Here is a 22,447-nt window from a genome sequence, read left to right on the forward strand (position 1 = left end):
CCGGTTCCGAACAATCCACGTCGGCGGGGGGGATTTCCGTAAACGAATCAATGCACCGCCCCGCCTTGGATTGCTCGGATAGCGGCGGGGAACTGCCTGTCAAGGCCCACTTCTCTCAAGCGCGACTGAAGCCGGCGCAGGTCGTCCGCGGAGGGGCGCGGCGGAACCACCTGGAGGGCGGACTCTAGGGCTTCTTCTGCCCATTTGGGAAGCGCAGTATCGAGGCCCAGAACCGACATCAGGGTCTCATCAGGAGTAGCTGACGCGTTCACACCCGAGACCTGCTGAGAATTTACCCGGCCGTCCTCTGGGCGCAGTGCGTACACCCTGCTTTTCGGCTCGGCAGTTACCACATATGGGCTGTGTGTCGCTACAATGAAGCTCGCCCTAGGGAATCCTTTAAGAAGGGAGGGGATGATAGTTCTCTGAAGTTCGGGGTGCAGGTGATTCTCTGGTTCGTCGATGCAAACCGTAAAGGCCTTGGACTTTCGCCCTCGTAGGAAGATCTGCCACGAGAGTTCCAGCATTGCACTCAACCCACCGGACGCCGCCTCCATTGGAAAGGCGCCCGCTTCGGTCTGTATCAAAATGTCGCCGTCGCTCACTACTAGCCGTTCAAAGCGTAGGGAGTCAGGGAGGAAGCTGCTGAGGACGTCTTGGAAACCCTCCCAGACTTCGAGAGCTTCTTCGTTCGCACGAACCGCGCGGTTCCCGTAGCCATACATGGCCGCTCCGACTAGGGCCTCTTTCATGCGATAGAGCGGAGGGAACTGTGAACTCCCACCGTTGTGCCTTATATTAAGTTCCGAAACGAACTGGTCTAGGAGGACATCGCCAGCCGAGAACTTTGCTGGCAAATGCTGCAGCGGCTGATAACTGCTGATCGATCTATGCGACGAAATGAATATGCCCGGAACCGTCTGCTGCGAGGGCATCCCGAGAGCGCTTACACTAACCCCCACGGATGGGGGCTGTAGCAGTTGCGTCCGTGCACCGTTCGTGTATCTCAGACGGCCGGCTTGCACAAGTCTCGAAGGGCCTGGTCGACGATTCTCGCGCTTTGGTCTCCTTCTACTATCGAGTTCTGACGCGGAGAGGAATTGCGCACTCCAACTGAAGTGTGGTGCAAGTATGTTGAGGAGCGTCGTTTTCCCTGCGGCATTGGCCCCGGTTAGTACCGTAAGGCGCGGGTGAAAGACGATGTCGACCGATCCAAATTGCCTCCAGTTCTCGATCTGGAGTCTCTCAAACCTATTTGGCCCAATGACGGGGTGGCGTTCGAGACGCAGTGCGCGGTTCTCGTCTTCCGCCCAATGCAAGAGCGCCGGGTCGGAAATGTCTAACACTTGCAGCCCCAGAGATGCGCGTTCAACTTCCTGCCGTCCACGTGGCGAAAGCGCTAGCCCCACTCCGTCGGGGCGCTCAATCATTCCTAGGTGCTCGAGTACATCGATCGCTTGGTAGAATATTCGCGTCTGCTCCGAAGCGCTCCTTGAAGTCAGTGCTTCGTCAGCCTTTATCTGTTCGAGTACGAAGTTGACTTCTATTGCGCCCGAGAACTGCAGTAGTTGTCTCAGAATCGCCACCGCTGTCTGCTCAAGCGCGCGCCAGTCCATGCCCTGGATACTACGCCGAGATAGTCTCTGGCGGCTCCTACGCTGGCCAACAGAACGGGAGCGTCGACCTGCGCGCAGGGCAGCGTGCGCGGATGCGGCGCCTTGCACGTCGTCGGGCTGGGTCTACCGACACTTAGGCGTTGTCGGCCCGGTCGATGAGTCTTAGGCCGCCGGTTCTGAGATGAGCCGGTCTACGCTGTGGCGCTAGAGCGCGGCGCGCTAGGCTTGCGCTCGCTCCGCGTCGGAAGGCTCACGGTCGGCGGTGCGCCCACCTTCGGTGGCGGGGGCGTGGTGCGGCCCCTCGCTCTTCCCTCGCCCGTTCAATCGTGGCGTTGGTCCCCAGTCCGAACGACAATGTGGCGCGTGGTGTCCCGTCTGTGATTTCGCAGCCCTCCTTCAGGACGCGGGACGGGCTCCATGACGCGCGGGCCAAACTTCACCCGCACGACCTCCTCCGGACCATGGCGCCGGAAGTCGCGAACTCGACGACGATCCGCAGCCCGACGGCGCTGCTCGGTCACGCCGACGAGGGCGCGACCGTCCGGCACTCCGTGAGGCGCACCCACGTCGCGCCGGACCTGCGCGTTGTCATCGACGAGCTCGTCCAGCAGGCCGAGACGGACACCCCGCCGGGCACAACGGAGTGAAGACGGAGGGCCGGGTACGACGAAGGGCCCCACAGCCGCAGGATTCTGCGGGTGGGGCCCTTCGGGTGGCGGTAGCGGTGGGATTTGAACCCACGGTGGACTTTCACCCACACACGCTTTCGAGGCGTGCTCCTTAGGCCGCTCGGACACGCTACCTCGCCGGGATACCCGGCCCAGGAAGGATACCTGGTCACACCCCCGGACACCGAATCGGCCGGTCAGCCGGTCCTGCGCCGGGTCACGCACGCCCCCTCGACGCACGCGTCACTTCCCGGCGAGCGCCTCGGCGAACAGCGGGGTGACGTTGTCGATCGCGTAGATCACGGCCGCGGGCGTGCCGAGCGAGAAGGCGTTGGAGAGGTCCTTGTCGTCGAACACGACGTAGCGGCCGTCGGCGACGGACGGCACGGTCCGGAAGATGGGGAGCGCCTCGACGTCGGCGGCGGTGAAGCCGATGGGCTGGATGACGGTGAGGTCGGCGTCGAGCAGGTCGACGTTCTCGGTGCCGAGGTTCGCGGAGAACTCCTCGCCGGCGGCCTCGTCGATCTCGGGCTTGGTCTCGAACCCGAGGCCCTGCATGAACTCGCCGCGGCTGGACGTCGAGACGTAGGCACCGAAGCCCTCGGCCCAGTAGGACCCGATGACGGCGGTCTTGCCCGCGAACTCGGGGTGCTCCCCGCGCGCGGCGGCGAACGCGTCGTCGACCTCGGCGAGCAGCTCGTCGCCGGCCTCGCTGCGTCCGAGGGCGGCGGCGATCATGCCGACCTGGTCCTCCATGGGCGTGAGGTAGGCCTCGCCGCCCTCGGGGATGGCGACGGTCGGGGCGATCTCGGAGAGCCGCTCGTACCGCTCGGGGTCGCCGGACGACTTCACGTCGAGGATGACGTCGGGGTCGAGCACGGCGATCTGCTCGTACGACGGCTCGAGGGTGCCGATGATCTCGGGCGACTCGTCGTACGCGTCGGCGAGCCACGGGCCGACGCCGTCACCGCCGAACGCGAGCCAGTCGCTCGCGCCGACGGGCTGGACGCCGAGCGCGAGGGCGGTCTCGGCGTCGCCCCACCCGAGCGCGACGACGCGCTCCGGCTCCTCGGGGATCTCGACGTCGCCGAACGCCGTGGGGATGGTCACGGGGAAGGCGTCGGCGGCGCCGTCGGCGGTCGCGCTGCCGGACGGCGTGGGGTCGCCGGAGCCGTCGCCGGACGAGCACGCGGCGAGCGCGAGGACGGCGAGCGCGGACACGGCCGCGAGCGCGCGGCGGGGACGGGTGGTGCTGGTGCGGTGCATGGGACTCCTCAGTCCTCGAAGATCTGGCCGACGGGCTCGCGCTTCTCCGCCTGGAAGCGGTCCTCCGCGCGGCCGTAGGCCCAGTAGCCGGAGAGCGACAGGTCGGAGCGCGGCACGCCGCGCTCCGTGAAGACGCGGCGCAGGGCCTTCATGGCCCCGCGCTCGCCGTGCGCGAAGACGTGGACGCGGCCCTCGCGCCACGGGAGGTCGGCGACGGCGTCGGGCAGGAGCGTCGTCGTCCCGGCGGGCGCGTGGCCGCGCAGCACCCAGGTGACCTCGACGCCGTCGGGCGACTCGAGCGGCAGGCGGTCCGCCTCGGTCCCGACCTCGAGCACGGCGTGCCCGACGGCGTCGCGCGGCATGGCCTCGAGCGCGGCGGCGATCGCGGGGAGCGCGGAGTCGTCGCCGGCGAGCAGGTGCCAGTCGGCGGCCGGGTCGGGCAGGTACCCGCCGCCGGGGCCGGAGAGGACGAGGCGGTCGCCGGGCTTCGCGCGCGCGGCCCACGGCCCGGCCAGGCCCTCGTCGCCGTGCACGACGAAGTCGATCGCGAGCCGCTGCGCCGCCTCGTCGACCCAGCGCACGGTGTACGTGCGGGTGACGGGCACGTCCTCGGGCGCGAGCGTGTCGCGCAGCGCCGCGACGTCGTAGGGCGGCGCGAGGCCGAGCTCAGGCTTGGCGAAGTAGATCTTGACGTACTTGTCGGTGTGCTCGTTCGTCGTGAACGCGGCGAACCCGTCGCCCCCGGCCACGACGCGCACGAGGTGCGGGGAGAGCCACGCGGTCTCGAGGACCTCGAGGACCGTCTGGGGGCGGGCGCGCCGCGGGGCGGGCGCGGTGGTGGTCGACATGACAACCTCTCGTCGGTGACTTAGGTGAGGCTAACATCACCGCCTGGGCGCGAGGTCGTGACGCCGGTCACCACCCTGCGGAGCAGCGCGAGTCGCGCGGTCGAGGGGGCCGAGGGAACTCATACACGCACCCTGTGCCCTCCACAGCGGCCGCACAGGCTCGACCGGCGGAATGGGGACGTCCTCGACCACGGCGCCCAGCGCCCCGGCTCCCGGAGGCCTCGTGTCCCAGCCCGTCCTGTACCTCGTCGACCTCGTCGCGGTCACCGTCCTCGCGTTCGGCCTCTACTTCCCCCGGCATCGCCGCCGCGACCTCGTCGTCGCGTACCTCGGCGTCAACGTGGGGGTGCTCGCGGTCGCGGCGACGCTCGCGACGAGCAGCGTCGGCGCCGGTCTGGGGCTCGGGCTCTTCGGCGTCCTGTCGATCATCCGCCTCCGCTCGACCGAGCTCTCGCAGACCGAGGTCGCCTACTACTTCGCGGCCCTTGCGCTGGGCCTCCTCGGCGGCCTCGGCGCGGCCACCGGCTGGCTGTCCCTCGCCGGCATGGCGCTCGTCGTCGGGGTCATGGCCGTCGTCGACCACCCGCGCGTCCTGCGCCGCGCGCAGAGCCAGACCGTCGTCGTCGACCGCGCCCTCGCCGACCCGGCCGAGCTCACGCGCTACCTGGAGGAGCTGCTCGGCGCCGAGGTCCGCGGGGTGAGCGTGCAGCGGCTCGACCTCGTCAACGACACGACCTGGGTCGACGTCCGCTGGACCGCCCCACGGACGCCGCGCCGGGGCGCGCGCCCCGCCCGTCCCGCCGTCCTGCCCGACGACGTCCCCCCGCTCGCGGCCGACGCCGCGCCGCTCCGCGTGGCCGCCACGGCCCCGGACGGTCTCCCCGCCCGGACGGGGGTGCGCGCATGAGCCCGCAGACCCTCCCGGCCGACGACCGCGTGCGCGCCGCCCTGCACCCGCTCGCCGGGGTGGACCTCGACGAGCTCGTCGGGACCGCCGCGCTGCTGACCCGGGTCGACCGGAAGTACGTCCTGCCCGTGGACGACGCGGTCGCCGTGCTCGACGCCCTCGCCCGCACGACCGCCGCGCGCGTCCTCGAGATCGACGGGGCACGCAGCGCGGCCTACGAGTCGGTGTACTTCGACACGCCCGACCTCGCGTCGTTCCGCCTCACGGCGACGCGCCGCCGTCGGCGGTTCAAGGTCCGCACGCGCACGTACCTCGACTCCGGGACGAGCTTCCTCGAGGTCAAGACGCGCGCCGCGCGCGGCACGACGCTCAAGCAGCGCGTCGCCCACGACTGCCCGACGGCGCTCGACGGCGGGCAGGAGTTCGTCCACCGGACGCTCGCCGCCGAGGGCATCGACGGCGTGTCGGAGCACGCGCTGGCACCCGGCCTCGTGTCGCGGTACCGCCGCACGACGCTCCTGCTCCCCCGGCCCGACGGCGCCGCGCGCGCCACCGTCGACACCGGGCTCACGTGGGAGCTCGACCGGCCCGACGGCGCCCGGCCCCTCTCCTGGCCCGTCACCCACCTGGCGGTCGTCGAGACGAAGGGCGGCTCGACGCCGTCGGACCTCGACCGGCTGCTGTGGCGGCACGGGCACCGCCCCGAGCGGATCTCGAAGTACGGCACCGGGCTGGCGCTGCTGCGCCCCGACCTGCCCGACGGCCCCTGGCGGCGCGTGATCCGCCGCCACCTCACCCCCTCCCCGGGCGGCACGACGTCCGGCCGGACTCCCGGCCACGACCTCGCCCGACACCCCGCCCGCACCCCCGGGCACGACGACAGGAGCCTGTGATGCGCATCCGACGACCCCTCACGTACCTCACCGCGGCCGCGGCGGCCGCCCTCCTCGCCGGCTGCTCGGTCCTGGGCAGCGACGCCGCCACGGACGACACGTCCGCGAACGCGAGCACCACAACCTCGACCGCCGCGTCCGACGCCGTCGCCGGCCTCACCCCCGAGGAGGCGCGCGCCGACAACGCCGAGGTGACGATGGACGACGCCGACCTCGCGGTCGACGAGGCGTCGGCGACGACCGTCGCGCTCGACGGCGGCACCGCCACCGTGGACGGCGACGGCGTGGCCGTCGACGGCGCGACCGTCACCGTGACCGCCCCCGGCACGTACGTGCTGAGCGGCACGCTGGAGGGCCAGGTCGTCGTCGACACCGCCGAGGACGGGCTCGTCCAGCTCGTGCTCGACGACGCCGACATCACCTCCCCGACCAACGCCGCCGTGAACGTGCAGGACGCGGAGAAGGTCGCGGTGGTCCTCGCCGACGGCTCGACGAACAGCCTCACCGACGCCGAGGAGCCCTCCGAGCTGGACGCCGACGGCGAGCCCGACGGCGCGCTGTTCTCGACGGCCGACCTCGTGATCGGCGGCGACGGCGCGCTCACCGTGACGTCGCACGCGAACGACGGCATCGTCTCGAAGGACGGCCTCGTCGTGGCGGGCGGCGACCTCACCGTCGACGCGGGTGACGACGGCCTGCGCGGCAAGGACTACCTCGTCGTCACGGGCGGGACGCTCGACGTCACCGCCGCGCAGGACGGGCTGAAGTCGACCGAGGACGGCGACAAGACCCTGGGGTTCGTCGACGTGCGCGGCGGGGACGTCACCGTCACGTCGGGCGACGACGGCGTGCAGGCGGTGACGGAAGTCGTCGTCTCCGGCGGCACGCTGACCGTCACCGCGGCCGGCGGCAGGGGCGCCGACGTGAGCGAGGACGCCTCCGCGAAGGGCCTCAAGGGCGACGTGGGCGTCGTGGTCGGCGACGACGCGACGGTCACCGTCGACGCCGCCGACGACGCGCTGCACTCGGACGGCGCCGTGTCCGTCTCGGGCGGGACCGTCGAGCTGTCGTCCGGCGACGACGGCGTGCACGCCGACGGCGACGTCACCGTCTCCGGCGGTGACCTCACGGTCACGACGTCCGTCGAGGGCATCGAGGGCGCGACCCTCACGATCTCCGGCGGTGACGTCGACGTGACGGCGAGCGACGACGGCCTCAACGCGACGGTCGGGTCGACGACCGGCACCGGCGAGGGCGACGCGGCAGCAGGCGACACGGCCGCAGGCGGCTCGGCAGCGGGCGGCTCGGCGGGCGGCTCGGCCGCCGGCACCATGCCGGAGCCGCCGGACGGTGCGCCGGGCGGGACGACGGGCGGCACCCCGCCGGAGATGCCGGCGGACGGCGAGATGCCCGAGCCCCCGCAGGGCGACGACCTGCCCGACGGTGTCGAGCCCCCCGACGGCGCGGACCAGCCGCAGGGCGGCCCTGGCGGTGGGGCGGGCGGCATGGCGGGCGGCGACATGGACGCCGACGACGGCTCGTCGCTGACGATCTCCGGCGGCACGCTCACGATCGACGCCGGCGGCGACGGGATCGACTCGAACGGGTCGCTCACGGTCACGGGCGGCGAGACGGTCGTCCAGGGCCCGACGAACGACGGCAACGGCGCGCTCGACGTGAACGGCACGTTCACCGTCTCCGGCGGCTCGCTCGTCGCGGCGGGCAGCGCGGGGATGGTCGTCGTCCCGGCCACGGACTCCGAGCAGGGCTGGCTCGCCGCCGACGTCTCTGCGAGCGCCGGCGACACCGTCACCGTCACGACGTCGGACGGCACCGTCGTCGCCGAGCTCACCGTCACCAAGGAGACGGCGAACGTCGTCGTCTCCTCCCCCGACGTGACGACCGGCGAGACCTACACGGTGACCACCCCGTCCGGCTCGGTGACCGCCGTCGCGGGCGAATGGTCGGGCACCGCAGGCCCGGGCGGCGCCGCGCGTCGCCCCGGCGCGACAGGGGACGGCGCGACGGAGGACGGCGCGACGACGGAGGGCAGCACGCCTTCAGGCACGATCACCGAGTACTGACTCCGCGTCCCCCGCCCGGAGTCCCGGCCCGCGCGTTCCGCCGAGGTAGAGCCCCGGTCCCGCGAGGTAGAGCCCCGGTCACGCGAGGTAGAGGCGTGGTCACAGGTCTACCGACCCGACCGCCGCTCTCCTTCGCGTGCACCGCGGCTCTACGTCGCGTGACCTGGGCTCTACCTCGCCCAACCATGGCTCTACCCCGCGTGGACCACGCCTCTACCTCGCGTGGACCACGCCTCTACCTCGCGTGGACCACGGCTCTACCTCGCCCAACCACGGCTCGACCTCGCGTGGACCAGGGCTCTACCTCGCCCGACCACGGCTCTACCTCGCGGGGCCTCGGGGCTCCCTCGGGGTGACCAGGGCTACCACGGCGGGCCGGGGTTCTGTCCCCGCTCTCGTCGTACCGTGGGAGACGTGCCCAGCGACCCGACCGCACCGTCCCCGACCGACCCGACCGACCCGACGACCGCCTCCCCCGCGCACGTGGCGACGTCGGCCGCCGACCTGCCGTCCGCCGTCCCGACCCTGTCGTCGCGGCTCGCGTGGCGGCCGAGCCAGCCGCCCGCGGGCGCGGAGCCCGCGCCGCGGACAGGGACGGTCGAGGACGCGGTGGAGCTGCTGCGCGGGCTGCGGGTCACGGCGCTCACGGGCGCGGGCGTGTCGACGGACTCGGGGATCCCGGACTACCGCGGCCCGGACTCGCCGCCGCGCAACCCGATGACGTACCAGCAGTTCGTGCAGGACGAGGCGTTCCGCCGCCACTACTGGGCGCGCAACCACGTCGGGTGGCAGCACGTGCACCGCACGCACCCGAACGCGGGCCACCGGGCGCTGGCGCGGCTGGAGGACGCGGGCGTGCTCGTCGGGCTCATCACGCAGAACGTGGACCTGCTGCACGAGGACGCGGGCAGCCGCAACGTCATCGACCTGCACGGCCGCTACGACCGGGTGATCTGCCTGCAGTGCGGTCGCGTCATCTCGCGCGAGCACCTGGCCGAGCGCCTGACCGCCCTCAACCCGGGGTTCCTGGAGAGCATCGGCGACGTCGGCGACGTGGAGATCGCGCCGGACGCGGACGCGGTGATCGAGCAGACGTCGCACTTCCGGCCCGCACCGTGCGAGTTCTGCGGCGGGGTCCTCAAGCCCGAGATCGTGTACTTCGGCGAGAACGTGCCGCGCGAGCGGGTCGACCGTGCGTTCGCGATGGTCGACGAGGCCGACGCGCTCCTCGTCGCCGGGTCGTCGCTCACGGTGCTGAGCGGGCTGCGGTTCGTGCGGCACGCGGCGAAGGACGGCAAGCCGGTCGTCATCGTCAACCGCGGCTGGACGCGCGGCGACCCGCTCGCGACGCTCAAGATCGAGGCCGGCACCACGGAGACCCTGACCGCCCTCGCCGAGGCGCTCGCGCGCTGAGGCCACCGACCCAGCGGTGGGGAGGAAGGACGGCGCCGGGTCGTGGCGGGCCTGGCGGGAGGCGCCGAGGAACGAGGCGCCGGATGGTAGACCCGGCGCCGTCCTTCCTCCCCACCGCGACCGCGACGACAGGGGAGCGGTCAGCGCTGCGCGCCGAAGAAGTCGCGGAGCAGCCGTGCGCACTCGTCCTCGCGCACGCCGCCGACGACCTCGACGGCGTGGTTCGCGCGCTGGTCGCGCACAAGGTCCCACACCGAGCCGGTCGCACCGGCCTTCGGGTCCCACGCCCCGAGCACGAGCCGCTCGACGCGCGCCAGCACGAGCGCGCCCGCGCACATCACGCACGGCTCGAGCGTGACGACGAGCGTGCAGCCCTCGAGGCGCCACTCCCCCCACGTCGCGGCGGCCTGGCGCAGCGCGAGCACCTCGGCGTGCGCGGTCGGGTCGCCCGTCTCCTCGCGCCGGTTGCGCCCCACGCCGAGCAGCCGCCCGTCGGGCCCGACGACGACCGCCCCCACGGGCACGTCGGCGCTCGCGAGCGCGTGGGTCGCCTCGTGCAGCGCGAGGCCCATGAGGGCGTCCCACGTCCGGCGGCGCCCCGCGACCGTGGCGGGCGGGAACGCACCCTCCGTGGCGGGGATCGCGAGCCCGCGCGGCACGGTGCCCGACGCCGTCCCCTCCTCCGGGTGCGCGAGGTCGCCCCGGTGGGCGGGGTCGCCCGAGCGGGCGGGGTCGCCCGGGTGGGCCGGCTCGCCGGGGTGGGCGACGTCGTCGGGCACGGGACCTCCGGTCGGTAGGAGCGGGCCGCACCAGGCTAGCGACCGCGCGCCCGCCCCGTGCGCGGACCGGTTACCGGCCGGTACGGCGGACGGCCCGCGGTCCGATACCGTTGTCACCATGCGCCTGCACGTCGCCGACCACCCGCTCGTGGCCCACAAGCTGACCGTCCTGCGGAACAAGGAGACGACGTCCTCGACGTTCCGGCTCCTCGTCGACGAGCTGGTCACCCTCCTCGCCTACGAGGCGACGCGGGACGTGCGCGTCGAGCCGCACGAGATCGAGACGCCCGTGACCAGGACGGTCGGCGTCCGGCTCGCGGAGCCGCGCCCCCTCGTCGTGCCGATCCTGCGCGCGGGCCTCGGCATGCTCGAGGGCATGACGCGGCTCCTGCCCACGGCGGAGGTCGGGTTCCTCGGGATGCAGCGCGACGAGGAGACGCTCGAGGCGGTCACCTACGCGAACCGCCTCCCCGACGACCTCACGGGCCGGCACGTGTTCCTGCTGGACCCGATGCTCGCGACCGGCGGCACGCTCGTCGCGGCGATCGACTACGTCTTCGCGCGCGGGGCGCGCGACGTCACGGCCGTGTGCCTGCTCGCCGCGCCGGAGGGCATCCAGGTGCTGGAGAAGGCGGTCGGCGAGCGCGTGGACGTCCAGCTCGTGGTCGCCGCGGTCGACGAGCGCCTCGACGAGAAGGCGTACATCGTGCCCGGCCTGGGCGACGCGGGCGACCGCCTGTACGGCGTCGTCTGACGCTTCCACCTGCACGAACACCCGCCGGGACGCCCCGGCCCCCGCTCGGCACGCCCGGAACGCGAGATCGGCGCGGTCCGCATGCTGAGAACTTCCACGGCTCCTCTTGGCGTGCCGTGCGCTCCGCTGCCATGCTCGCTCCCGTGAGCACCTCGACCCGTCCCGTCAGCGCGCCGTCCGGCGTGCTCCCGGGCGCGGTCGTGTGCGTCTGTTGTCAGGCCTGAACCCTCTCCCGCACCTCGGTTCAGCCCTCGACCCCTGCCGACCCGCCGGACTCCCGGCGTCGCCGTCGGCCCGACGCACCCGGAGCCACCCATGACGCTCACCGCTACCCGCACCGCACGCCGCACGCCGTCGGCACGCGTCCCCGCCGCCCGGACGACGCCGCCGCGCCCCACCGCCCCGCGGCCCGCCCCCGCACCCCGCCCGACGGCGTCCGAGCCTGCCGCCCCGCGGCGCAACCCCGGCTTCGTGCTCTACGTCGGCGTCGACGCCGCGCCGGGCGAGCAGCCGCAGGCGCAGCTCGTCGAGCTCGCCGAGGCCCTGGGCGAGCTCGCGCGCGACTGGCTGCCGAGCGCCGAGACGTACACGGCGCTCGCCCTCGCCGAGCCCACGACCGCGACGACGTCGCCCGTCCAGGACATCGCCGCGTTCCGCGAGCGGCTCGCGACCCTCTCCCCCGTGCCACGCGTCGTCATCGACCCCGCGGGGCGCACGGTCACGGTGGAGGGCCGCTCGGCGCGCCTGACGTTCCGCGAGCTCGAGCTGCTGTCGTACCTCGCGCGCACGGCGCACCGCGTCGTGACGCGCGCCGAGCTGCTGGAGACCGTGTGGGCCGACCACGAGGTCGCGAGCGGCAGCCGCACCATCGACGTCCACGTGCGACGCCTGCGCGAGAAGCTCGGGCTGGAGCACGTCATCACCACGGTCCGCGGGCTCGGCTACCGGTTCGACCCGCAGACCCCCGTCGTCCTCGGCGGCTCGGGGGACGCCGCCTGAGGACCGCGCTGCCGGGCCGCGGTCGACGTGGGGGTACGTGGGGGACCACGCGCCCGGCAGCGCAACCCCCTCCTGTGACGACCCTCGCACACCGCCCGCTCGCCGGGCGCGGACGCGCGTGCGGCGATACGTTCGGCCCATGCGCACAGTCATCGCGGGAGGTCACGGCCAGGTGGGCCGTCGCCTGGCCCGGACGCTGGTGGAGCGCGGGGACGACGTCGTCGCCTTCGTGCGGTCCGCCGCGCAGATCACGGATCTCACGGAGCTCGGCGCGCACGTCGCGCTCGTCGACCTCGAGAAGGACGACGCCGTCGCGGTGTCGTTCGAGCTCGAGGGCGCGGACGCCGTCGTGTTCGCCGCGGGCGCCGGACCCGGCAGCGGGGCGCCGCGCAAGGACGCGGTCGACCGTGCGGGCGCGGCCCTCCTCGCCGACGCCGCCGAGCGCGCCGGGGTCGGGCGCTACGTCCTCGTCTCGTCGCGGGGCGTCGAGGCGGCCCGCGCCGACGAGCGCCCCGACGGCGTCGACGACGTGCTCTGGGCCTACCTGCGGGCGAAGGCCGCCGCGGAGGACGACCTGCGTGCCCGTACGGACCTGCAGTGGACGATCGTCCGGCCCGGCCGTCTCACCGACGACCCGGGCGTCGGGCTCGTGGCCCTCGCCCCCGTGGGCGACGGCGACAAGCCGCGCGGCAAGCGACGCAGGCCCGGCGCCGCCGTGGGCGAGCGGTCCGACGTGACGCGCGACGACGTCGCGCTCGTGCTCGCGGCGGTGCTCCACGAGCCCCGCTCGGCCGGTCTCGTGCTCGACCTCGTGGGTGGCGACCGCCCTGTCGAGGACGCGCTGGCCGACGTCCTGCCGTGACCGACCGGCCCGGCGACGGGCGTCGGGCGCGTCAGCCGTCGCAGCGGGCCTCGCGCTGCCAGATCAGCCCGAGCGAGTCACGGTCGGGCCGGATGAGGACGTTCGCGATCCGCGCCGTGTAGTTCCAGCCGCCGTAGGACACCTTGTCGCCGAAGCCGTACCACTCGTCGACCTCCCACGCGGCGTAACACGCGGGCGCCGCGCTGAAGGGGTCGACCACGAGCTGCTCGGACCACGACCCCGCGTGCAGGACGTACTTCGCCCCGGACCCGGAGGCCTCGCCCAGCGCCACCGTGCGGCGCTCGCCGGCCGCGAGGTCCCACTGGCCCTTCGCCTGCCCGGTGACCCGGAAGGTCAGCGGGACGTTGGAGCCCGCGTTGTCGAGGAGCACGGACACCGTGCGGAACGAGTCACCCCGCTTCGCGTCGTAGTACGGGTCACCGAGGACGAGGCTCCCGCCGGGCGCCACGACCGCGCAGTCGAGCGCGTCGAACCGGGCCGTCACCGTCTCCGCGAACGGGGTGCCGAGGACCGTGCGCGAGAGCTCGAACGTCACCGCACCGGACCGCACCGCGAGGGTGCCCGCGGGCAGGTCGACGCTCGCGCTCGCACCCGGCGCGACCTCGCCGAGGTCGCGCGTGCCGAACGGGGTGCGGACGACGACGCGGGTCGGCTCGTCGGCGTCGTTCCGCAGACCGGTCGTGAGCACCACCCCACCCCCGCCGGGCGCGCACTGCGTCGTCGCCGTGAGCGTCGCCGCCCAGTCGGGCACGTACGCCGCGCCCCGGTAGGTGGCCGCGAGGGTCGAGTCCTGGAACCCCTTCCCGAGCACCCAGCGGTACTGGCGGAAGGTCACCTTCCCGGCCTTGACGTCGAGTTTGCCCGTGTCGATCGTGAACGTCGCCGTCTCCCCCGGTCGGATGCCGCTCACCGGGGCGGAGTCGCCGACCGCGCCGCCGAGCATCCGGGCGTCCAGCGTCTCCGCCGTGTCGTTCGTCAGGGTGCCCACGAGCCGGATCGAGCCGTCCTGCCAGCGCGCCTCGACCGTCGCCGTGCGCGCCCAGGACGGCGCGTACGTCGCCGCGGCGTACGACGCGGTCACCGTGCTCCCCGCCAGGCCGGGGGCGTGCGCCCGCTCGACCGCGAACGTGGCGGTCCCGGCCGGGACGTCGCGCTGGCGGGTGTCGACCGCGAGCGTCGCGGTCGCGCCCGGGGCGACCTCCACGGGCGCGGCGCCGCCGTAGGGCGTCGTCATTGCGACCCGCAGCGTCGTGGCCCGGTACGGGTTGTGGAACGTCCCGCGCACGACCGACGAGCCCGCGCCCGCGCCGCCCGGCACGACCCACGTGGCGGTCGCCGCCGCGGCGCCGTCCGCGGCGGACCAGTCGAAGCAGTCGACACCCGGGACCTTGTAGCTCGCGAGGGCCGCGCCGTCGGCGAGCACGTCGAGCGTCAGCGACGCTGCCCCGACACCGCCGGACACGTCGACGACGGCGTGCCGGCCGCCGTCGACCGTGCGCGTCAGGTCGTCGCGACCGGCGACGGCGAACACCACGGGGACGGTCGAGCGCGTGTTGTCGTAGCGCAGCGCGACCGGGGCGGACGACCGCTCGGTCGCCGGGTCGAGCACGCACGCCCCGACGGTCGGCGCGTCCACCGCGGGCGCGTGCCGTACGGCGTCGTACGCGGCGGTCACGACGTGCGACCGGCCCGAGCCGTCGAGCCGGGAGACGCGGAACGCGACCTCGCCCGCGGCGACCTGCCGGGAACCGGTGTCGAGGGTCAGCACGGCCTCCGCGCCGGGTGCGACGTCGACCGCGCGCGTCGTACCGAGGTCTCCACCGTCCAGGAGCACGCGCAGCGTCGCCGCCGCGTGGTCGTTGCGGAAGGTCCCGCTCACCACGACGGAGCCGCCGCCCTCGGCGGGCGACCACTCCGCCGTCGCCGAGCCCTCGACGCGCCACTCGAAGCAGTCGACGCCGTCGACCACGTGGCGCGCGACGGTCTCCCCGTCCGCGACGACCGCGAACGTCGCGCCCTGCGCACCGACACCACCGGGCACGACGACGTCACGCGTCTCGCCACCCTCGAGCGTCTCGGTCAGGTCGTCCCGGCCGACGACCGAGAACGTCACCGGCACCGTCGACGCCGCGTTGTCCAGGTGCAGCGTCACCGGCGCGGACGACGTGTCCGTCGCCGGGTCGAACACGCACGCACCCACCGTGGGCTGCCGCGACGCCGACGGCGCGTGCCGCGCCGCGTCGAACGACGCCCGCACCTGGTGCGGCTCCGCACCGGGCGCACCGACGCGCGCCACCCGGAACGTCGCGGACCCCGCCGCGACGTCCCGCGAACCCGTGTCCACGGCGAACGACGCCTCACCGCCCGGCACGACCTCCACGGCCTCCGCGGCGCCGTGCCGCCCCGCGGACAGGGCCACGCTCAGCGCCGCCACCGCGTGGTCGTTGCGGAACGTGCCCTCGACGACGAACGACCCGGTCTCCGGCGACCAGCGCGTCGTCGCCGAGCCCTCGACGCGCCACTCGAAGCAGTCGACGCCGTCGACCACGTGCCGCGCGACGAGATCCCCGTCCGCGACGACCGCGAACGTCGCGCCCTGCGCACCGACACCACCGGGCACGACGACGTCACGCGTCTCGCCACCCTCGAGCGTCTCGGTCAGGTCGTCCCGGCCGACGACCGAGAACGTCACCGGCACCGTCGACGCCGCGTTGTCCAGGTGCAGCGTCACCGGCGCGGACGACGTGTCCGTCGCCGGGTCGAACACGCACGCACCCACCGTGGGCTGCCGCGACGCCGACGGCGCGTGCCGCGCCGCGTCGAACGACGCCCGCACCTGGTGCGGCTCCGCACCGGGCGCACCGACGCGCGCCACCCGGAACGTCGCGGACCCCGCCGCGACGTCCCGCGAACCCGTGTCCACGGCGAACGACGCCTCCGCGCCCGGCGCGACCTCCACGGCCTCCGCGGCGCCGTGCCGCCCCGCGGACAGGGCGACGCTCAGCGCCGCCACCGCGTGGTCGTTGCGGAACGTGCCCTCGACGACGAACGACCCGGTCTCCGGCGACCAGCGCGTCGTCGCCGAGCCCTCGACGTCCCACTCGAAGCAGTCGACCGCGCCGACCGTGCGCGAGACGAGCGCGTCGCCGTCGGCCCGCAGCGCGTACGTCGCAGGCGCGGCTCCCGCCGGAGGAAGCTCGACCTCGGCACGGGCCCGCGCCGGGACCGTCTGCGCGAGGCCCGGGTGCCCGTCGACCGAGAACTCGACCGGGAGGGTGGAGGCCGAGTTGTCGAAGGTCAGCGTCGCGGCGGCGGACGACGTGTCCCTCTCGGGGTCGAACACGCACTGCGCGACCGTCGCGTCCGGGACGACCGGCGCGATCGTCTGGCCGTCGAGCGCGAGCGGGACGTCGCTCGGCGGCCGCGAGACGACCGCCTCGCCGCCCGGCCCGACGAGCAGCCGCTCCTGCGAGAGCACGAGCATGCTCGCGGGCACCGCGGGCGCGTTGACGTCGACGACCAGCGAGGCGTTCTCACCGACGCTCGTGCGCGCGGGGAGGTCGGCCGCGCGCCACGCGGGCGTGTCGGGCGCGGCCAGGCCGACCGTGACGGGCGCGCCCGTCCGGTTCGCGACGTCGGCGGTGTACCGCACCGTGCCGTCCGCGTTCTCCGCGCGGACCTGGACGCCGTCGGCCCCGAGCCACGCGAGCGGCACCGCCGCGCTCAGGGTGCGGCTCGCCGTGACCGCCTGGTCGTCGGCTCCGGCCCGCACCTCGACGGGGACGTCGGCGGGGAGCACGCGGAGCGCGCCGTCGTCGCGCTGCTGGACCTCGGGCACGAACGAGCCGTCCGCGCGGAACTGCACGGCCAGGTCGACCGCCGGCCCGGCGGACGCGCCGCGCGCCGGCGCGGGCAGCACGGTGTCGCTCGCGCACTCGAGCGCGGCGCCCCGCGCGGGGGTGGTGCAGGTCCAGCCGTCGTCGACAGGTCGGAGGGACAGCCCCTTCGGCAGCTCGGGCACGGTGAAGCGGACGCCCTGGGCATCACGGTCGCCGGTGTTGGCGGCCGTGAGCGTGAGCGTCGCGGACCCGGGGTTCGCCGCGAGCGTCACGCGCTCGTCGTCGAGCCGGACCTCCGCGCCGACGTACTTCAGGGGCGGCGGCGTGAGGTTGCGCTCCACCGTGCGCAGGCCCTCCGCCTTCACGCGCGCCGGGAACTCGTAGACGCCGCCGCCCCGGGCCGTGACCGTGACGACGAGGTCACGCGCCTCGCCGGGCGCGAGCACGCCCACCGCGCACGCGAGCGTCCCGCCCGCGGCGGCAGGCCCGCACGGGAGCGCAGCCGTGCGCAGCGCGGGGGCGACCGACGCGCCGCGCGCGACGACCGACGACGTGACGGCCTCGACGCCGGCCGGCAGGTCGACCTCGACCGTGACGTCCTGCGCCGCCCTCCCGCCCGAGTTCGACACCGTCAGGCGCACGTCGGCGGGCTTGCGCGCCTCCATCTCGATACCGGTCCCGAGCGCGACGTCGAGCGCGGCCGGAGCCGGCTCCGGCGGCGGGTCGACGGGCGTCGGCTCGCCGGTCCCCGGGTCGACGGGGGTCGAGCCGCCGGGAGCCGGGTCGGTGGGCGTCGAGCCGACCGGGCTCGTCCCGCCGGGCGCGGCCCCACCCGCAGGCGGAGCCGTCGTCGCGTCAGGGGTGGCGGGGTCCGTCGGCGCCGGCGGGATGTTGGTGGGGGACGTCGGGTCCGTCGTGGGGTCGGGCGTCGGGGCGGTCGTCCCCGAGCTCGGCGAGGGGGACGGAGACGGGGACGAGCCGGACGGCGTCGGGGACGACTGCGAGGTCGGTGACGGCGTGGGCTCGGGAGTGAAGGCCCCGAGCGCGCCCGCGACGCCCAGCCCGGCGACCGCGAGGACGCCCACGGTGACCGCCGCCGCGGCGATCGGCGCGGACGCGACCAGCGCGAGCAGGCCTCCGGCCCCGGCCGCGGCCAGGGCGCCGCCGCCCGCCGCCGCACCGCCGACGGCCGCTGCTCCACCCACCGCGGCGGCCCCCGCACCCGCACTGGCACCGGCCGCTCCCCCGGCGACGCTGCCCGCGGCGCCGACGGCTCCCGCTGCCGCACCGGCCCCGCCGATCACCCCGGTCCCGGCGGCGCCCGCGCCGGCGCCACCGCCGACGCCCGCACCGGCCCCGGCACCGGTCGCCGCACCGGATCCGCCCGCCGCACCGGACCCGCCGGCAGCACCCGAACCGCCCGCCGCGCCGGACCCACCGGCGCCCGATCCGCCGGCGCTCGACCCGCCGGCGCTCGACCCGCCAGCACCGCCCGATCCACCGGCGCCCGAGCCGCTCGCCGTCCCGCTGCCGGACGCGCCCTGGAGCGCGGCCACGAGCCCGCCGGCGACCGCCGCGCCACCCGTGGTGGGCAGCGCCGTCCCGACGAGACCGAGCGCGCCCACGCCGAGCACGAGCGGGGCGATGACGGCGCGCATGCCGTGGGAGACGTCGCCCAGCTCGAGCACGAGCTCGCGGCAGTCGTCGCAGCCCTCGAGGTGCGACTCGACGCGTGCCGTCTCGCGCTTGGCGAGGCCCCCGCGCACGTACGACCCGAGGAGCGCGTTGACCGTGCGGCACTCCTCAGCGGGCACGGACGTGAGGTGCTGCTGGAGGTACGCCTGGCGCAGCCCCTCGCGGGCGCGGTACGCGAGCGCGGAGACGCCGTTCGCGGTGAGGCCCAGCAGCGGGGCGATCTCGGCCGGGGACAGGTTCTCGACCTCGGTGTACCAGAGCACGGCACGCCACCGCTCCGGCAGGTCCTGGTAGGCGCGCGTGACCGTCGAGCGCTCGAAGCCCTCGAGCGTCGGGTCCTCCGTCGAGGCCATCGGGCCGAACGCGGACTCGAACGTGCGCTCGTCGTCGGTCGGCTGCGTGCGCCGCGCCCCGCTGACGAGGTCGTACGACAGACGGCGCACGACCGTGAAGAGGTAGGCGCGGAACGTGACGTCCGGGCCGCCGCCGTTCTGCAGCACGGAGAGCGTGCGGGCGAACGCGTCGGACACGACGTCGTCGGCGTCGGCGCTCGAGCGGACGTACTGGCGCGCGACCGTGCGCGCGGCCCCGGCGTGCCGCTCGTAGAGCACCCCGTAGGCGCTCGTGTCCCCTGCACGTACGGCGGTGATGAGCTCGGCGTCGCTGAACGCCTCGCTGTCCACCCGTTGTGCCTGCGTCATCGTCACCCGCCCCGGAGACCGCCCCGAACCGAGGCTACGGTGGCCATAGTAGACGCCCGTCCATCTCACGGGCAGAGGGTTCCCGCCACCGGAACGGCGACGACGGTGCTTTCTGGCTTTCGTCCCCTTTCACCCGGGACGTGAGGTCCTGGAAACTTCTCGCCGTTCCCGCGTCATGGACCGCTCGCCCGCACGTCTCATCTACATGGACCACCTCCAGGGGTACGCCGTGCCCGCGACCGACGCCGTGCGCGAGCGGTGGCGGCGCGCGAGCGCCGACAGCGTCTGGCTACGGCCGGGCGACTGGTACCACCCTGCCGTCGACGCGCTCGTCGAGGCGTTGTGCGAGGAGCGGGACGCGACGCCCGCCGCCGAGCGGCTCGGCCGCGTCCGCGCGGAGGCCGGTGTCGGGATCGGCGAGGCCATCGACGACGTCGTCTGCCTGTACCGCGCCCACGACCGCGAGCCGGTCGTCGACCTGGTCCGCGGCGTGGCGGTCGGCTGGTCCGAGGGGTACGAGGCCAGCCCCGTGGCACCCGAGGTCCTGGACCCGGAGTCCGGTCTCGCGACGACCCAGTACCTGGTGCACCGGCTCCGCGAGACGTACGGCGCGGCCGAGCGCGCGGGCCTCGACGCGACCCAGACCCACGGGCTGCTCGTCGTCGACGTCGCGCTCGACGACCTCACCGGGTGGCAGCGGTTCGCGCGCTCGGCGGCGATGGGCCGCGCGCTCACCCACACGTTCGGCGAGGGCCACCCCATGGCCTCGATCGGCAACGGGCTCTTCGTCGTGCTCGGCGAGCGGGACGCCGACGACGCCATGGTGCGCACCGTGCTCCGCCACAACATCGAGCGCACCGGTCTCGCGCTGGGCGTGACGGCGATCCTGCGCCGGCCGCCGCGCGTCTGGCTCGAACCCCTCCCCCGCACCCACACGGCGGCCGTCCAGCTCCTCGACACGCTCCAGCGCTGACACGACGACGCCCCGACCCACGCGGGCGAGCACGTGGTCCGGGGCGTCCGGGGGCGTCTGCGGCCGGTGGGTGACCGACCGCCCGCGAGCAAGGCGGCGACCGCGCGTCAGCGCGGCGTGAAGGTGAGGCAGTCGGCGCGATCCTCGCCGGACGCGCCCGCCCCGACGCGGATCGACGGCGCGGAGCACTCGAGCGAGGCGTTGTGGACGCACTCCGTGCGCTGGCAGGCCCCGACGTGCGCGAGCACCTTCTCCAGCCCGCCCTTCGTGCCCAGCGGGATGAACGTGGCGCACTCGGCGTCGCCCGTGTGACCGGCGATCGTCACGGCGCCCGCGTGGCACCCGTGGTCGTGGTTGTAGCCGCAGCCGTCGATGGAACACTCGACGACCTGGGGCATCTCCGTGAGGCTGCTCATCGCGATCTCCTGTCTCCGAGGACCCGCCGTGGGTCGGTCTCCGCGTTCCACGGTATTCCCGGAATTCCTCGGTGTATAGCAAGGAAGGCCTTGCTTAGAAATGCAGGAATGCGCAGCAATTAGCGCACGGCATTCTTGCGGAAATGCCGCGTCGCAGGTCAGTTGTCGGTGCCGTCGGCCCGGGGCCGCCAGATGACGAGCGCGCGCGCCTCGCCGTGCTCGACGAGCGTCTCGCGCAGGGCCTCCTCCACCCCGCGCCGCACGCTGCGCCCGCGCGGCACGACGACGACGTCGCCGCTCGCCGCGGCGGCGAACACGCGGCCGCCCGGCTCGACGCGCGCCGAGAGCGCCTCGATGCGCCGCTCGAGCCGCTCGACCTGGGACTCGAGGGCGAGGATCCGCTGGATGCCCGCGAGGTTGATGCCCTCGTCGTGGCTGAGGCGCTGCACCTCGAGCAGCTTCGCGACGTCGCGCAGCGAGTACCGCCGCCCCCGGCCCGCGGTGCGGCGGGGCACCACGAGGCCGAGGCGGTCGTACTGGCGCAGCGTCTGCGGGTGCATGCCCGCGAGCGCGGCCGCCTGCGAGATGACGAGGACGGGCGCGTCCTGGTCGACGTCGCTCGCGGGAGCGCGTCCGACGCCGCCCGAGTCCCCACCGATCGAGAGATGATGAGTTTCCTGCTGGGGCATCATGGTCGCCCCCCTCACTCCGCGGCCTGGCGGACCAGGTCGGCGCGCACGTCCTGGCCGGCGGTCTCGGCGGCGAACGTCTCGACGGCCTCGCGCGCGGCCTTCGAGAGCTTCTGCGGCACGGCGACCTGGACCGTGACGAGCAGGTCGCCGGTCGACTTCGCGGTCTTCACGCCGCGGCCGCGGACGCGCAGCGTGCGCCCCGAGGGCGTGCCGGCCGGCACCTTGACCTTGACGGTCGAGCCGTCGAGCGTCGGGACGGCGATGGTGGCGCCGAGCGCGGCCTCGGGGAACGTCACCGGGACCGTGATCCGCAGGTTGTTCCCGTCGAGCGAGAACACCGGGTGCGGGGTGACGTGCACGGTGACGACGAGGTCGCCGTCGGGCCCGCCCGCCGTGCCGGGGCGGCCCTTGCCGCGCAGCCGGATCTTCTGGCCGTCGCGGACGCCCGGCGGGATGCGCGTGGTGACCGTGCGGCCGTCGACGGTGAACGTCACGGTCGACCCCTCGACCGCCTGCCGGAACGGCAGGGTCGTGGCGGCCGCGAGGTCGGCGCCCGCACGGGGGCGGGGGCCGCCGAACTGCTGGCCCGCCGCGCCGCCGCCGAACATCGAGCCGAGGATGTCCTCGAACCCGCCCGCGCCCTGGCCGCCGGTCGAGTAGCGCACCCGGGTGCCGCCCGGGCCCCCGCCGCCGCCGAACATGCCGCCGAAGACGTCCTCGAAGCCCGCTCCCCCGGCACCGCCGGGGCCCGCGGAGAAGCGCGCGCCGCCGCCCGCCATCGCCCGGATCGCGTCGTACTGCTCGCGCTCCTTGGGGTCCGACAGCACGGCGTACGCCTCGCCGATCTCCTTGAACTTGGCCTCGGCGCTCGCGTCACCCTGGTTCTGGTCAGGGTGGTACTTGCGGGCGAGCTTGCGGTAGGCCTTCTTGATCGCGGCGTCGTCGGCGTCCTTGGGGACGCCGAGCGCGGCGTAGAAGTCCTTCTCCATCCAGTCCTGTCCGGTCACGGCGCCTCCCTCCT

General features: G+C 74.3%; 17 protein-coding genes and 1 tRNA gene. 9 read left to right on the forward strand and 9 right to left on the reverse strand.

Annotated features, from left to right (window positions below):
• Nucleotides 1–47: 47 nt before the first annotated feature.
• Nucleotides 48–1,616 carry an AAA family ATPase gene (locus RSE42_RS16490; RefSeq protein WP_415297181.1) on the reverse strand — a complete coding sequence of 523 codons (1,569 nt, stop codon included), beginning with the start codon at nt 1,614–1,616 and terminating at the stop codon, nt 48–50.
• Nucleotides 1,617–2,077: 461 nt separating this feature from the next.
• Between RSE42_RS16490 and RSE42_RS16495 the strand changes: the two genes are divergently transcribed.
• A complete protein-coding gene (locus tag RSE42_RS16495) occupies nt 2,078–2,263 on the forward strand; it encodes a hypothetical protein (RefSeq protein ID WP_415297183.1) in 186 nt (61 codons plus the stop codon).
• Between the two features lie 66 nt (nt 2,264–2,329).
• Here the strand turns inward: RSE42_RS16495 and RSE42_RS16500 are convergent.
• The 3 genes from RSE42_RS16500 to RSE42_RS16510 all read right to left on the reverse strand — a co-directional run bounded on the left by RSE42_RS16500 (nt 2,330) and on the right by RSE42_RS16510 (nt 4,398).
• Nucleotides 2,330–2,419 (reverse strand) — tRNA-Ser (locus tag RSE42_RS16500).
• Between the two features lie 108 nt (nt 2,420–2,527).
• A complete protein-coding gene (locus RSE42_RS16505) occupies nt 2,528–3,550 on the reverse strand; it encodes an iron-siderophore ABC transporter substrate-binding protein (RefSeq protein ID WP_415297185.1) in 1,023 nt (340 codons plus the stop codon).
• 8 nt (nt 3,551–3,558) lie between these two features.
• The gene (locus RSE42_RS16510; protein WP_415297187.1) at nt 3,559–4,398 is read right to left on the reverse strand and encodes a siderophore-interacting protein; all 840 of its coding nucleotides are present in this window, start codon (nt 4,396–4,398) and stop codon (nt 3,559–3,561) included.
• 223 nt (nt 4,399–4,621) lie between these two features.
• Here RSE42_RS16510 and RSE42_RS16515 point away from each other — a divergent pair, with 223 nt between their 5' ends.
• From RSE42_RS16515 to RSE42_RS16530, 4 genes are all read left to right on the forward strand, one after another.
• Nucleotides 4,622–5,305 carry a DUF4956 domain-containing protein gene (locus tag RSE42_RS16515; RefSeq protein ID WP_198526189.1) on the forward strand — a complete coding sequence of 228 codons (684 nt, stop codon included), beginning with the start codon at nt 4,622–4,624 and terminating at the stop codon, nt 5,303–5,305.
• Complete coding sequence (locus RSE42_RS16520; protein ID WP_415297189.1) at nt 5,302–6,198, forward strand: polyphosphate polymerase domain-containing protein; 897 nt, start codon at nt 5,302–5,304, stop codon at nt 6,196–6,198. The genes RSE42_RS16515 and RSE42_RS16520 overlap by 4 nt, the downstream gene beginning before the upstream one ends.
• On the forward strand, nt 6,198–8,282 hold the full coding sequence (locus tag RSE42_RS16525; RefSeq protein WP_415297191.1) for a carbohydrate-binding domain-containing protein: 2,085 nt from the start codon (nt 6,198–6,200) through the stop codon (nt 8,280–8,282). Before RSE42_RS16520 ends, RSE42_RS16525 begins: the two co-directional genes overlap by 1 nt.
• 609 nt (nt 8,283–8,891) lie before the next feature.
• Nucleotides 8,892–9,695 carry an NAD-dependent protein deacetylase gene (locus tag RSE42_RS16530; RefSeq protein ID WP_415298920.1) on the forward strand — a complete coding sequence of 268 codons (804 nt, stop codon included), beginning with the start codon at nt 8,892–8,894 and terminating at the stop codon, nt 9,693–9,695.
• Nucleotides 9,696–9,835: 140 nt separating this feature from the next.
• Here RSE42_RS16530 and RSE42_RS16535 read toward each other — a convergent pair whose 3' ends face one another.
• Nucleotides 9,836–10,267 carry a nucleoside deaminase gene (locus RSE42_RS16535; protein WP_074804208.1) on the reverse strand — a complete coding sequence of 144 codons (432 nt, stop codon included), beginning with the start codon at nt 10,265–10,267 and terminating at the stop codon, nt 9,836–9,838.
• A 325-nt stretch (nt 10,268–10,592) separates the two neighbouring features.
• Between RSE42_RS16535 and upp the strand changes: the two genes are divergently transcribed.
• The 3 genes from upp to RSE42_RS16550 all read left to right on the forward strand — a co-directional run bounded on the left by upp (nt 10,593) and on the right by RSE42_RS16550 (nt 13,089).
• Nucleotides 10,593–11,228, forward strand: coding sequence for a uracil phosphoribosyltransferase (gene upp / locus RSE42_RS16540; RefSeq protein ID WP_021482058.1), 636 nt, complete (start codon nt 10,593–10,595; stop codon nt 11,226–11,228).
• Nucleotides 11,229–11,543: 315 nt separating this feature from the next.
• A complete protein-coding gene (locus RSE42_RS16545) occupies nt 11,544–12,227 on the forward strand; it encodes a winged helix-turn-helix domain-containing protein (protein WP_415297194.1) in 684 nt (227 codons plus the stop codon).
• A 139-nt stretch (nt 12,228–12,366) separates the two neighbouring features.
• Entirely contained in the window at nt 12,367–13,089 is a 723-nt protein-coding gene (locus tag RSE42_RS16550) for an NAD(P)-binding oxidoreductase (RefSeq protein WP_415297195.1), read from the forward strand.
• A 31-nt stretch (nt 13,090–13,120) separates the two neighbouring features.
• On the opposite strand, the gene RSE42_RS16555 is transcribed toward RSE42_RS16550, so the two are convergent.
• Nucleotides 13,121–19,327 (reverse strand): sigma-70 family RNA polymerase sigma factor, encoded by a 6,207-nt coding sequence (locus RSE42_RS16555; protein WP_415297197.1) that lies wholly within the window; start codon nt 19,325–19,327, stop codon nt 13,121–13,123.
• Nucleotides 19,328–19,520: 193 nt separating this feature from the next.
• Here RSE42_RS16555 and RSE42_RS16560 point away from each other — a divergent pair, with 193 nt between their 5' ends.
• Nucleotides 19,521–20,318, forward strand: coding sequence for a hypothetical protein (locus RSE42_RS16560; RefSeq protein WP_244985581.1), 798 nt, complete (start codon nt 19,521–19,523; stop codon nt 20,316–20,318).
• A 107-nt stretch (nt 20,319–20,425) separates the two neighbouring features.
• Here the strand turns inward: RSE42_RS16560 and RSE42_RS16565 are convergent, their stop codons facing one another.
• From RSE42_RS16565 to RSE42_RS16575, 3 genes are all read right to left on the reverse strand, one after another.
• The gene (locus RSE42_RS16565; RefSeq protein WP_021482763.1) at nt 20,426–20,734 is read right to left on the reverse strand and encodes a DUF1540 domain-containing protein; all 309 of its coding nucleotides are present in this window, start codon (nt 20,732–20,734) and stop codon (nt 20,426–20,428) included.
• A 158-nt stretch (nt 20,735–20,892) separates the two neighbouring features.
• Nucleotides 20,893–21,294, reverse strand: a complete 402-nt coding sequence (locus RSE42_RS16570) for a heat shock protein transcriptional repressor HspR (protein WP_051028413.1) — start codon at nt 21,292–21,294, stop codon at nt 20,893–20,895.
• A gap of 143 nt (nt 21,295–21,437) precedes the next feature.
• The gene (locus tag RSE42_RS16575) at nt 21,438–22,433 is read right to left on the reverse strand and encodes a DnaJ C-terminal domain-containing protein (protein WP_043657778.1); all 996 of its coding nucleotides are present in this window, start codon (nt 22,431–22,433) and stop codon (nt 21,438–21,440) included.
• Nucleotides 22,434–22,447: the final 14 nt, after the last annotated feature.

This window comes from Cellulosimicrobium sp. SJTW-1 (assembly GCF_047716875.1).
Classification (GTDB): domain Bacteria; phylum Actinomycetota; class Actinomycetes; order Actinomycetales; family Cellulomonadaceae; genus Cellulosimicrobium; species Cellulosimicrobium funkei.

Excerpts from the sequence above, each read along its gene's own strand:
- RSE42_RS16495 (WP_415297183.1), top strand. The coding sequence starts at position 2,078 with ATGGCGCCGGAAGTCGCGAACTCGACGACGATCCGCAGCCCGACGGCG.
- RSE42_RS16550 (WP_415297195.1), top strand. The coding sequence starts at position 12,367 with ATGCGCACAGTCATCGCGGGAGGTCACGGCCAGGTGGGCCGTCGCCTG.
- RSE42_RS16520 (WP_415297189.1), top strand. The coding sequence starts at position 5,302 with ATGAGCCCGCAGACCCTCCCGGCCGACGACCGCGTGCGCGCCGCCCTG.
- RSE42_RS16565 (WP_021482763.1), bottom strand. The coding sequence starts at position 20,734 with ATGAGCAGCCTCACGGAGATGCCCCAGGTCGTCGAGTGTTCCATCGAC.
- RSE42_RS16570 (WP_051028413.1), bottom strand. The coding sequence starts at position 21,294 with ATGCACCCGCAGACGCTGCGCCAGTACGACCGCCTCGGCCTCGTGGTG.
- RSE42_RS16510 (WP_415297187.1), bottom strand. The coding sequence starts at position 4,398 with ATGTCGACCACCACCGCGCCCGCCCCGCGGCGCGCCCGCCCCCAGACG.
- RSE42_RS16560 (WP_244985581.1), top strand. The coding sequence starts at position 19,521 with ATGGACCGCTCGCCCGCACGTCTCATCTACATGGACCACCTCCAGGGG.
- RSE42_RS16525 (WP_415297191.1), top strand. The coding sequence starts at position 6,198 with ATGCGCATCCGACGACCCCTCACGTACCTCACCGCGGCCGCGGCGGCC.
- RSE42_RS16490 (WP_415297181.1), bottom strand. The coding sequence starts at position 1,616 with ATGGACTGGCGCGCGCTTGAGCAGACAGCGGTGGCGATTCTGAGACAA.
- RSE42_RS16545 (WP_415297194.1), top strand. The coding sequence starts at position 11,544 with ATGACGCTCACCGCTACCCGCACCGCACGCCGCACGCCGTCGGCACGC.
- RSE42_RS16535 (WP_074804208.1), bottom strand. The coding sequence starts at position 10,267 with ATGGGCCTCGCGCTGCACGAGGCGACCCACGCGCTCGCGAGCGCCGAC.
- upp (WP_021482058.1), top strand. The coding sequence starts at position 10,593 with ATGCGCCTGCACGTCGCCGACCACCCGCTCGTGGCCCACAAGCTGACC.
- RSE42_RS16505 (WP_415297185.1), bottom strand. The coding sequence starts at position 3,550 with ATGCACCGCACCAGCACCACCCGTCCCCGCCGCGCGCTCGCGGCCGTG.